Raw genomic sequence first — 12478 nt, 5'->3', positions numbered from 1 at the left:
AGAGTTTTTTTCGCTTTGCACCTTCCAAATATATTAAAATTTTCTTACTATTTTATAAAAATCAGCAACTGAAAACTGGGCTCGCGTGAAGGATGGCAGCGAAAATCCTTTGTGTTTTTTCTTTAAAAACACAAAGATTGTAGTGTACAGCCTGACCCGAAGTTTTTCACGGAGGGGCACGCCCAAGAACTCAAACCAAGGGCATTTTAAGTAGGGACTGTTTTGGGAATTACCACATCTACTTGGTACAGAATAATTATTAAGACAAAAACTTCATCTTGCCAAGTGGCAATTATAGGCTATTTCCCTTTTGATCTGTGTAATGATCTTTAAATAAATGATTTGGTTTTAGGTATGCAAAATTGTTTTGAAAGTCCAAAAACACAGTAAACCTTTTCAAAACTTCATTACCCAAAATGTGAATGCTTTTATTTTTCAACGGCTTATTGGTCGTTATTTGCTGGATAGGAATGTTTTTTAGGGTATGCTTTCCAATTTTCAAAACTTTTAACATTGAGGTAATAACCGGAATTTCATTTCCTTGCGCTCCTTTCATGATGACTTTTTTTACAACCTCCATTTTTTCAATTGGAAATTTAATTTGTTTTAACAAATCGTTATCTAGCATTACTGTTCTTTGGTAACCTGTATCAAACAAAAAAAAGTCCTTATTAGAAATGCCGTTTTGTTTTATCATACTTTGAATTAAAAAAAGGTCTTTATAAAATTCAATAGCAAGTTTAGTGAATTTTCTATTTTTTTCAATGCTATCTGGTAATGTTGCATGGATGATTAATAGTTTTTTATCATAATTAATTTCAACAACTTTATCTTTAAATAAATCCCAACCAAATCTCCCGTCTGTTCCGTGTCCTGATAATGCTGCGTCATAAACTTTGGTTTTATACGTTTCGTTTCCAAGTTTTAAATTGTAAAACGTATTATACAGTTTTGGAATGGATTTGAGCTTATTTTTTAGAGCATCATTTGTCAAAACCAATTCAGTAGTTCCTGTATCAAAGTTAAGATGTAGTGTGTCTTTTTCATTGAAAATGGCTTCGATAATAATTGTATTTTGCTCGTTGATTATAAACGGAATACGCTCACTAGTTATTTTTTGTTGAGCCGAAACACTACTGCATAGTATTAAAAAATAAACCAATAATTTTTCTTTCATTCTTAGTATTATTGAAGTTCAAGTTCTATTACTTTTTTAAACATTGGGTCTTTCTGCATTAAGAAGTTTTTCCCTAAAATATCTTCATTTGTTGTTGCACGATCATGCAAAAAATCAATAGGATAGGTTACAAAGTGTTCTACTTGGTTCTGAAAAATATCAGCAACCGTTTTACAATCCGTAAAATCAATTTGCGGTTCTAATCTAAAAATTACTTTGCTATAGGGTAGACTAAATACGGAGGTTCTTGCTTGAACACCTCCTAATAAATTTGGTGTTTCACCTATACTAATGATACGTTTAGTTTTATAGGCTAAGCTAGATAAATTACTTGCCGAAGAAAATATAAATCTATCTTGTAATACATAGATAGGACCCTCAAAAGGAATTAATTCTTTCGATGGATAGAAAAAACTAAAATTGGGTATCTTACTATAAAACATTTCAAGATCTTTTAGTTTTGGGCCTTCTTTGTCAAAAGTTAAACCATATTTAATAATAGAGTCTTTTTTTAATCCGTTTAATGGGCTGAATATATATCCTATAGTCAAATTCATCTTCAAGGTATCCTTTAATATCTTTCCTAAAAACTTACCATAGGTATTATCACTACCTCCTCCATTTCCTCGAACATCTAATACAATAGATTTTACAGCAAACTTATTTATAATTTTTTGAAATCGATTGATCAAAGTATCCCCCAGTTTTTCATCCATTGTGGGTATTTTTCCATAAAAGAGTTGCTCTTTTTCAAAGTAATGTGTAATAACAGGATCTGTATTAGTATTGTAACCAAAATTATTTTTTTTCTGTTCTAGAAAAGTAACCGTATCATCTTTAGTAATAGTTACTGTTTTGCTTTTTTGCTTGGTATCAACGAAGGTTAATTTTAAATGGTTGTTTTTATATATTTCTCCAACTGTATAAAAGTTCTCATGATAGACTTTATTATTAATCCTGTCCCATCTTAGCGGAGAGATTAATTCTTCCATACTCTTTACAAATTGATGAATTTCTTTACCATTACAACTTACTAACTTCATTGAGGCAGGATAACTTATTCCTTGATAAGAAAAGGGCAATAAATTATAGTATTCACCATTGATGTAAGCAAGTTCTAATTTTGTCTTAGTATAAAAGTTTTTATTTAAAAAATCGTCATATTTATAATTATGAGGAAAGTCTAGTGTATCTAATTCTGCAATACCCTTTGGAATCCAATCCTTTTTTATGATATCCAACAGCCATTTACCTGGTCTACTAGTGTGCCCGTCTTGTGCTACATTTAATGTTTTTTGTACTAAAAAAAGATAATCCTCCATACTTGTTTTAGCGGTGATTTTCCTTTTGAGGTTATTAGTATGCTTATCAAAGTCAATTTTCCTTACTTCTTTATTAAATTGAATAATTGGGCTTACTTGCTTTATATAGGACACTAACGAATCATAATCCGTTAACATCTGTGAGTGGGTAAGTTGCGGAGTATTTTCAAGGTATTTATGAAGTTTCGGGCTATTTTGCGCTTTGATGTTGGAAAAACTCAATATTAAAATAACAGTGAAGAACTGGCGAAGATAGATTTTCATTTTTATATTTTTCAGTGAAATGCAAAAGTAGATTTCTTTAAAAAATGAAAATTGTACAAATCTGCCAAATATTTTAAATGCTATTCCAAATTCCAAATCAACGTATTATCAACCTGAGAACTTGATTGTTTAAATTGAGAGGGCGTTATATTTGTGTATTTTTTAAATGTTTTTATGAAATGTGATTGATCTGTGAAATTTAATAAAAAAGCAATTTCTATTAACGGAACATTTTTTAAAATGAGAGACATCGCTTCTCTAACTTTTTTTATCTGTAAATACTCTTTGGGAGTAGTTTGTAATTGATTTACAAAATACCTGTGTGTTGAACGATAGCTTTTGCATAACAAATCATTTAAATCCTCTATTTCATTTGCCCGTACGGTTTCGTTAAACAATAAACTATTGGATAGCATTTCATCTCGTAAAATAGAAATAAAAAAACTTTCAATTTCGTTTTGAATCAGTTCTAATGAATCATTACTAAAAACAATTTCAAACAACGGATTCCAATTTTTGTTTTCACTCAATATATTATTCTTAAAAATATTTTGTGAAAGTTGCTCGCCAAAAATAGCCTCTAAACCCAATGGATTAAAGTTTATGCATAGCTCTTGATATGGCTGTTTTGCGATAATCTTAATAGGTTCTTTGTAAATACCTGTTAAGTAACTACTGTTTCTTGTGGAAGGTAAAATACTATATTCGTTTGCATTTAATGCAATCATTTCTCCTCCTTTAATTAAACTAAGACAATGATTCGTATTTGGATAACACAACTGACTTACCATCTCAGTATCACCTTTAGTCAAGAATAAAAAATATTGAATAAATTTTTTCAATAAAGGGTTTTTAGGGTAAACTATCTTTGTTTTCATTTTATTCAATTAACGTAAATCTCCCCGATACAAAATCATTTTTCGATTAAGCTGATTGTCTAAATCAATTTTAATAAGTCTTAAAATTAGGGCTTTTTTTGTTGATTTTTTAGTTCACTTATGATTTAGTTGACTTCAGTTTTGCATAAATGTCAAGACTTATAAACTTGCCATTTTTAATTTCACATTCTTTCATCGTTCCTTCGTGTTGGAAATCTAGTTTAGCCATTGCATTTTTACAATTCTTATTTTCAGACTCTACAAATCCTTCAATTCTATGAAGTCCTAAATTGTCGAAGCCATAATCACAAAGTAGTGGCATCGCTTCTTTCATAATTCCGTTACCCCAGAAGTCTGAAATCAACCAAAATCCTATTTCTGCTTTTTTATGTTCTTTACTTAAACTGTTGAGTCCGCCTGCTCCGTAAAATATCTTGTTGTCAGCTGAGCAAACAGCCCACCAAATTCCCGTTTCATTTTTTTCAAGGTCAGCAAAAAAAGTCATTTGTTCTTTCGTTGCTTCCAATGTTTGAAAACTCACTCCATAATATTTGATAATGTATGGGTGCGAAAGTCCTTTGAAAACATTCTCAAGGTCGTCATCAACAAATTGTCGCAGTAAAAGTCTTTCGGTTCTTAATATTGGAAATTCTGTTGTCATTGTATTTTATTGCTGGTAATGAATCGTTGTGTTAGGGGCTTTTGGAGGCATTTTTTCTATTTCACGCGGTCTTTTTTCTTTAAATCCTCTCCTTTAACGCCACTTTCAAATTCAATTTTTGTTGATATTAATCCATGTTCTACTGTTGGTATTTTTTGCATTAAAATGTAAATGTGGTGTAGTCGTAAAGCCTGTCATACCGCTAATTGCAATTGCTTGTCCTTTAACTACAAAATCTCCCAACTTAACTAGAGAGCCTTTGTGGTTTAAATGCACATATTGAGTGAAGATTCCGCTTTGTGGGTGGTACATGGTTATATAATTACTTTTGTCATTTTTTAACCATTTTTTGCTTGTTCCATAATCTTTATAATCTTCAATTAACCCAACTACATAACCACTATCAGCACTTGTTATTGTATCTCCAATTTTTAAATCAAAGTCTATTGCGTATTGACTAATAAGCGTGTTATGAGTAAAATTCCCGTTGTAGCCTTGAATGATTTTATACTCTTTGCCTTTTGGGAAAGGGTAAGAAACTTGATTTTTTAATATTTTTTTATTTAAATCTCCGTATTTAACAATATATTTTGTTTCATTGGCTTGATTGAAATCGCGGTATTTAAAACTAATTACAGTGTCTTGTAATTCTCTTAATGTAATATGACCAAACAAATTTTCGATATTTGGGTTTAGAGAATCTTTTACTAATTTAACATTTACGGGACATTTTAGAGGATTTTTTAAGTGGAAAGATATTGTGTCGTTTTTGATTTCTCTATTGAAGTAGTACAAAAACTCATAGTAATGTTCTTTTGGAAGTTTTCTCAAACTTGAACAAGAAGCAAATACTAGTATGACTATTAATATGATATTTTTCCTCACGATTATTATTCTAAAATTTCACAAACTTTTCGTCGCTTTGCAAAGGCGGGTTGGAGACTAAATTAAGCTCTATTTTCTGATTTGCCATTAGAGCGATAGCGAATATAAGAAGTAAATTATCTCAAATACAAAACTACTTTTCGATTAAGCCTAATTCCCAACTATTGCTTACTAGCTGTTGAACTAAACCTACGGCAGCTTGCGAGCCTTAAAATAAATTCCTTTCAAAAACAACCATTAAAAAAAAATCAAAAACTATTTTTTGTACTTTTTGGAATAGAATAAGGAAGTTTATATTTGTATTACTTAATTGATTATCCATTTATTGTTGATAATTCCGTGATAGAAATAAAAACACTTCTCAAATAGCCTTATTTACACTTTTCGATAACTCCATATTATAAGATAATTGCCGGTTCCGTTCAACACGAGTTTCATTGTTCGTGCTTCGCACGCAACGAAACCCTAGTTGTTGTGCGGAGTATTTTTACGTTGTTTGAAATGAAATCATCAAATTGTTAAAATTCTTATTTTCTAATTCTTTTGTTTTTAACCCAATATAGAAAACACCACTTCCCCCAAATTTATCTAAATTTGTATTTGAATCCATACAATCCAGTTGAAGTAAATTACTGAATGTTTTAGAATTATCAAGAATTTCATTCCACTTTTCTGTATATTTTTCATCTGATATATTCAATTCATTTTTACTGTATTCATAAACAACACTTGACTGAATAGATTTATCCTCTCCAAGAATTTGATGCATATTGTCTGCAATTCCATTTAATTCTTCCGCAATATATTCCTCTGTATCTTGATAAAAATGGAAGTAGAAATCTTCATATTTTTCATCAAAATAAATAAGTTTATAATTTTCATCATCTGGAATAGTTATACTTTCAAAATATTGAATTTCTGCTGGCTCAACTTTTCCTTCTGTTTTTAAAGTCGTTGGATATTCTTTTCGTTCTAAATCTTCAAGGTTTTCTATAAAGAATATTTTGCAATCTTTTTGTTCAATAGAAAATTCATTGTATTCGCCATTAATTCCAATAAATACATACAACATTCCTTTCTCAGGAAGTAAATTTTCAACATCAAATTTTTTAATTTCTGAAAAATTATATTGAGCACAAAAAACTAAATCAGAATCATTTACTCTTGGCCACAAAACATCTTTAGGCAAATCTGGTTTTCCTCCAATTTTCGAACCTCCAATTTTCCAATTATCAGATTCCATTTTTTTTGTTAGTATTCCAATAGCAGGTTTAATTAATTTGATGATTTTTTCTTTATCATCTACTGAAAGTTTATTGTCAGATTTTTTAATAAACTTAATAAGTTTTTCTAATTTACTTTTCTTGAAATTAAACATATTTTCTGTTTTTCAGTTTTTTTTGGGAATATTACACACAACGTTTTGCTGCTTGCCGAAGGCGGGGCTTTCGGAGCGCCATCTGTCAAGCTACGATTAAAGTTTATTCGGAGCCGAGAAGTTTTTGCCACCAAGAACGCCCCCTTTTGGCAAGGTGCTGTTAAGTGTAGTTTTTATTTTCAAAGTTCCGTTTATTTCAAAATCTAGTATTCTCCACTTGTTGTCGCTAAACCAAATTTGATACTTGTCAGCACCAATCTCAGTAATCTTTGCTCCGGTCGCTCGATACATGTCAACTAAGTCAGAAACGAAGCCTTTGTCAACGTGTGCGGATTTTACGTTCTCAAATATTTTGATAAGGTCTGAATATTTGTCTGAGAAAAGTGGGTTGGTCAATAAAAACACTTCGTTGTCATTTGAGAGTCCAACTACAGTGTCAATTATTGTAAATTTGCGATAACCAGTAAAAAATTTCGTCTTATAAAAGTCGAGCTTTGTAATTGCCTGAAGTCTCGGACTGTCTAGTCTAATAATTTCATGTTGGTCTAGAAAAACAAGTCGACCCTCAACCCGTTCTTCTGTCTTCGGAAATTTGCTCGTCAATATGGTTTGAATGTCTGTCATTAAATTACACCTAACTTTAATATAAACGAAACAAACCTTCTTATACACAACCAAACATGTGCAAATAATATAAGTTTTGTTTCGCTTTGCGTTTTTCAAATATAAATAAATTTTCTTACTATTTAATAAAAAAATCAGCAACTGAAAACTGGGCTCGCGTGAAGGATGGCAGCGGAAATCCTTTGTGTTTTTTCTTTAAAAACATAAAGATTGCAGCGTACAGCCTGACCCGAAGTTTTTCACGGAGGGGCACGCCCAAATAGTTAAAAAAATAAATTAGCTCTTTATGTAGAGAATACATGGGTTAATTACTAACAAAAATGTAACAACATCAATTTCATTGCTATAAAGCAAAGATAACTTTGATAAGAGCTTGTCTTGGCCTTAAATTAAAATTAGTCTCAATGTAACTGAAATCGCTTATGCTAACGGTCTTAAAAGTTGAGTTGTTGAATATGTTATTAACCTGAAATTCAAAATCAATTTTTTTCTTTTTTATGGTGTATCTATAAATAAAATCCAGGAATACATTTTTTGAATCTTCGGAAAATAAATTGTTTTTAATGTACTCTGATTTTACGATAAAAATTTGATTTTCAAACCTATTGCAATTTAAATTTAGCAAATGATTTTGCTGTATAATTAAGGGATTATATGTTTCTTGAATTTTATTTTTAGAAAAGTTCATTCTAGATTCATATTCAATATTGATCCCTTTAACGATATCAATATCAATTTTGTTTCCTAGATTCCAACTCTTGTTTTTTATTGTAGTAGTATTTGCATTTAATATTTGCTGTGCTTCTGCTAAGCTGTACCCAAAATTAAGGGTGACATTAGTTTTTAATTCATTGAATTGTTTGTTGATACGTGATGAAATATTTTGACCAAAAACAGTGTTTTTTTGTTCGATCGCTTTTATCTCTGTGGATCCATTAGCTAAAATTTGTGTGTCATATTGCAAATTATTTGTGCTTTTAGTATTCGTGTAGGCAATATTCCAAAACAAGGCTTTTAGTGGGTTTCTGTACCCAAACCCGAGCGATTTATTCTGATTAAAAATTTGCGGCAATGGCGCATCAATTTTTTGTATGCTTCTGTAATTTTGCAAAATATAGGCATAATGCAATTGATTTATTGTCCCAAACTGATTGTTAAAACTTACCGTTGAGTTGATTTTCCAATAGGAATTTAAATCATAAACTATTGATAGTCGTGGTTCAAATGTTGCCGTATTGAAGTTGCTTTTTCTTTGTAAAGGTTTGTCATTTATGGCATAAGTTTGCATGTTTATGGGTGTTGTCAAGTCTAAATGCCATTTGTTTTTTTGATACTGTGTTAGGAGATCAAAATAAATTTTTGATCGCATCCAATCTAAATTATTTGACAAATCACCTCCCAAAGGCACATTACTCGTAGTGACTATCTGGCTATTCAAGTTTTGATTTTCTAATTGAAAACCTATTTTGGGTTCAAATGTAAATTGATAGATTCCTTTAGTTAAACTGAAAGAATTGTTTGTGTAGAACGTTTTTAAATCTACGGCTTGAGTTACTTGCTCATAAGGATTACTATTGTTTAAAATTTCTTCAAACTGTCCCGGATTTACTTTTAATTTTTGTGGTGTTTTATTATAACCTACATAAGAATTAAAAGTTAACAATTGATTTCCGATACCGAAAATTGATTTATGACTATTTGATACTTTAAGATATTCACTCCTTACATTTTGTGTCAAATTTTGATTTCCAGCGTCAATAAATCCTCGCTGGAGGTCCCAGTTCCCTTCAAAATCTAAACTGTTTTTAAAATATTTTTTTTTAGAATTTTTGTGTATCGTAATGTTAGTTTGTACCAGATTTGTAGCATACAGATTGCTGTTTTCTTCCAGAAGATTCACGGTATTATTTTGTGTTATAAAACGAGTATTAGTTGATCCCTCCTGCCGTTGATTGTCGTTTAAATAGGAGAAGTTCAACCTTAGTTCATAATCGTTTTTCATTTTTTGCAAACAGTTAATGGAGAGCAAATTAATGTTATTGTCTAACCATCGTTTCTCTGAAAAATTAGGATTTGATAATTTTTGAATGGATAACCAATTTGTTTTTTCGTTACTACTTTCAAATTGACTTAATAAATCGTCAATAGTTAAGGTCTTGAGTTGAGAAGCTATATTATTACCCGTGTTATTAGCTTGATAGGATACTAATACTTGTCTTTTTTTTGTAAAGAGCATTGGTGTAACATTGATATCCCATAAAAATGGAGCCGTACCTACACCTAGTTTAGCTTGACCGGTAAAGGTGTAGTCTTTTTTTAGTTTAATATTTAATGCTGCATCATCAGAAAATTTTAAACTGTCCAGCAGCTTAACCGCTTGATGATTCTCAAGGATTTGCACTTGGGAAACAGCTTTATAGGATAAGTTATCATTAGCTAAATTGTATTTCCCTTCTAATAAATCTAGTCCTTCTATATAATATTTATTGATAGGCTTGCCTTGATATAAAACTTTTCCATCTGATAATATCTCTATTCCAGGCATTCTTTTCAAAACATCGGCAATACTCCTATCTTGCTCTTTAGAAAATGAATTTACAGTATAATTGATAGTATCTCCTCTTTGAGTAATTGGAGAAGACTTTATTACAACTTCTTTTAATTCAAATACTTTGTCTTGTAATGCAAAATCTTTTTTTTGATTCTCATTTTTGAGTGTTTCAATAACCGTTTCAAAATCTATAGAACTTATTTGAATATCTATTTCTTTTTGATCTACATTGAAATTTAGACTGTACATTCCCTTTTCATCTGAAGTTGAATACGAAATGATGTCTTGGGTAGCTTTATTATTGATTAAAATATTTGCGTTAGCAATTGGATATCCTTTTTTGTCGTATATATTTCCTTTGATAGTAGTTTGTGCGTATCCAAAGTTGCCTATCAAAATAAATAGAATTATCATTCTCATCATTAGTGCGCCGATTTTTTTCCACAAATAAAATTTAACCTTTTCTTGTTTCAACTTATTCTTGTGGATATTTAACATCTAGGAGCACTTGACCTCTATACCTTCTTTTTACTCCGTTAAACCATTTTTTTCTTTCCTCAGAAGTTTTAAATAGTACGACACCATCATCTGCAGTTAAAATTTTAAATCTATTTTTAAAATATTTATCTTTTGCTATTAAAGTATAATCTTTTATTCTTGGCAATGCGTATGTCTCCGTTTTCTTTTTATAGCTCTCAAGTGTGAAATTTATTTTTTTTTCAGAGTCGTACATATTTACTATCAAACCTGGTAAACCTTTGAATTTATATGGCCCATAATTAAGCGGTATTTCAGCTGTAAACCATGCATACCATGTTCTACCATATGCATTGCATTTAGCTAGTTGAGCATTCACTTTACCAATTTTCTTTTTTTCCTTTACTATTTCCCAATTGAGTTTTTCGTTCTCAATATATCTATACTTAAACTCTTTTATATCTTCAAAAACATCAATCTGATTGTTATTTTGAAATACGATCTCAGGAAATTCTGAACCATATGATGCATAATCGTTTGGATTAGTTTTTTTTAAGGAATTTGCGGAATATATGGTACTGCTTAAAAAGGCCGATTTATTACTCTTACTTTCAACTAATAAAATAAATTGTTCATTATCCGAAGAACTGTCATTTCGGGTATATTTTAAATTATACAAAAAAACATAATCGGTATTAATGTTTTGAGAGACTGCTGTTGTAAAAATAAACAAAGCAAGTAAAAGGTTAATGCATCTTAATTTCATTATTATAATATTTATTAGGCTACCTAAATATAATTAGATAGCCCTAATTAATTTTAATTGGCAATCGTAATCGTAACTTTTTTCGGATAAACTCCGCAATTATTAAAGTTATACATTGATACAGCATCTCTAATTTGTTCTACAGATGCATTATCAGCAATGTTTATTGAACCTGTTACTCCGCAAGTTGTAGAAACATTCCATTCTTTTGCATTAACACCAACACTAACAAATACAATAAGTACTAAAAATATTTTTTTCATAATGATTAAATTTTATGCTTCAATCTTCGCAAGAGCTTCTGGCTCATTTAGGCAGTCGAAAATTTCTGCAGTTTTACATATTTATTCTGCCTGTGAACAATAATTCACCAATAAAAAAGAATACAACTTCATAAATATTCGCGACTATTTAAAAATAATATTTTTTTTACATTTCAAAATTATCTTTTTTCTAAATGTGTGGCTTATGGTAAAACCTCAAAAAATGTTAAAATAATCATCCTTAAAAACTAAATTTTAAATAATACAAGCTTTTTTTGCCTCTCGAATTAAGTCTTCATCACTGGTTCCATTTACACCTAACTTGATTTTAATTTTTGATTTTCTTTTTTCTATAGCACTTGTTGTCAAGGGTATGAAATTATATAAATTCTTTGTTTTTATTCCTTGTGCAATTAGAATTATAATCCTCATATCAATATTGTCAAAAAAATAATTCACATTTGAATGATCATCAATCCGATTTTTAATTGTTTCACTTTTATATTTATTACCTGCTATGATTAATGTAAAAATATTAACTAAGTTACCCGCATTTAGATCGATTTTGTCTATCAGCCCTTCAGGATCAATACTATTAATGATTCTATTTAAAATAAGCAAATCATGGTAACCAGAAATAAAAACAATTTTAACCTTGGGATATTTTAATCGTATCAAATGAGCCAAATCTTCGCCACTATAAATGTTTTTTTCTAAAAACACGGGCATACTTATGTCTAAAACAACAATATCAATGTTGTCATTATCATTATCCATAATTATACATTCATAGGCTGCTTGTAAAGTATTCAAAGTAATAATTTCAGTATCGTTTCTGAAACCTTGTGTCAAAATAGTTTTATAAGCACCTGAAACCATTTCATGATCATCGATAATAACAATTTTTAAATTCATATAAAGTAGTTGTATTTTCTTTATTCTCTTGAAAATTTTTAATTATTTTTCCAATACCTTAAGGAGCCGAGTGTGCATAAAGCCAACATTTAATCCATCGTTATTGATAATATCTAGCTCTTAAACCTACCGCTAAATAGTTATAGATGAAGGTTTATCTATTTTAAATTTTCCAAATATATTAAAATTATCTTACAAATTATTAAAAAAATCAACAGCTGAAAACTGGGCTCGCGTGAAGGATGGCAGCGAAAATCCTTTGTGTTTTTTCTTTAAAAACACAAAGATTGTAGTGTACAGCCTGACCCGTAGTTTTT

Annotated in this window: 11 protein-coding genes; all 11 read right to left on the bottom strand. The window is 29.9% G+C overall.

Features of this window, described 5'->3' with window-relative positions:
- Positions 1 to 292: 292 nt before the first annotated feature.
- Positions 293 to 1177, bottom strand: a complete 885-nt coding sequence (locus K5V07_RS01880; RefSeq protein WP_221916118.1) for an aspartyl protease family protein — start codon at positions 1175 to 1177, stop codon at positions 293 to 295.
- An 8-nt stretch (positions 1178 to 1185) separates the two neighbouring features.
- On the bottom strand, positions 1186 to 2763 hold the full coding sequence (locus K5V07_RS01875; protein WP_221916117.1) for a S41 family peptidase: 1578 nt from the start codon (positions 2761 to 2763) through the stop codon (positions 1186 to 1188).
- A gap of 80 nt (positions 2764 to 2843) precedes the next feature.
- Positions 2844 to 3641: an AraC family transcriptional regulator gene (locus K5V07_RS01870; protein ID WP_221916116.1), complete on the bottom strand. Its 798-nt coding sequence runs from the start codon at positions 3639 to 3641 to the stop codon at positions 2844 to 2846.
- Between the two features lie 118 nt (positions 3642 to 3759).
- On the bottom strand, positions 3760 to 4302 hold the full coding sequence (locus tag K5V07_RS01865; RefSeq protein WP_144891349.1) for a GNAT family N-acetyltransferase: 543 nt from the start codon (positions 4300 to 4302) through the stop codon (positions 3760 to 3762).
- 111 nt (positions 4303 to 4413) lie between these two features.
- Positions 4414 to 5187 (bottom strand): M23 family metallopeptidase, encoded by a 774-nt coding sequence (locus K5V07_RS01860; RefSeq protein ID WP_221916115.1) that lies wholly within the window; start codon positions 5185 to 5187, stop codon positions 4414 to 4416.
- A gap of 487 nt (positions 5188 to 5674) precedes the next feature.
- Positions 5675 to 6565, bottom strand: coding sequence for a DUF1963 domain-containing protein (locus K5V07_RS01855; RefSeq protein ID WP_221916114.1), 891 nt, complete (start codon positions 6563 to 6565; stop codon positions 5675 to 5677).
- Between the two features lie 96 nt (positions 6566 to 6661).
- Positions 6662 to 7189: a hypothetical protein gene (locus K5V07_RS01850; RefSeq protein WP_221916113.1), complete on the bottom strand. Its 528-nt coding sequence runs from the start codon at positions 7187 to 7189 to the stop codon at positions 6662 to 6664.
- Between the two features lie 343 nt (positions 7190 to 7532).
- Positions 7533 to 10163 carry a carboxypeptidase-like regulatory domain-containing protein gene (locus K5V07_RS01845; RefSeq protein WP_255577454.1) on the bottom strand — a complete coding sequence of 877 codons (2631 nt, stop codon included), beginning with the start codon at positions 10161 to 10163 and terminating at the stop codon, positions 7533 to 7535.
- 52 nt (positions 10164 to 10215) lie between these two features.
- Complete coding sequence (locus tag K5V07_RS01840; RefSeq protein ID WP_221916112.1) at positions 10216 to 10983, bottom strand: GLPGLI family protein; 768 nt, start codon at positions 10981 to 10983, stop codon at positions 10216 to 10218.
- A gap of 53 nt (positions 10984 to 11036) precedes the next feature.
- A complete protein-coding gene (locus K5V07_RS01835; protein WP_221916111.1) occupies positions 11037 to 11246 on the bottom strand; it encodes a hypothetical protein in 210 nt (69 codons plus the stop codon).
- A 255-nt stretch (positions 11247 to 11501) separates the two neighbouring features.
- On the bottom strand, positions 11502 to 12161 hold the full coding sequence (locus tag K5V07_RS01830; protein WP_221916110.1) for a response regulator: 660 nt from the start codon (positions 12159 to 12161) through the stop codon (positions 11502 to 11504).
- Between the last annotated feature and the right edge of the window lie 317 nt (positions 12162 to 12478).

Source organism: Flavobacterium sp. CHNK8, assembly GCF_019774515.1.
GTDB classification, from domain to species: Bacteria; Bacteroidota; Bacteroidia; order Flavobacteriales; family Flavobacteriaceae; genus Flavobacterium; species Flavobacterium tiangeerense.
This window is presented reverse-complemented; position numbering and strand designations above follow the sequence as displayed.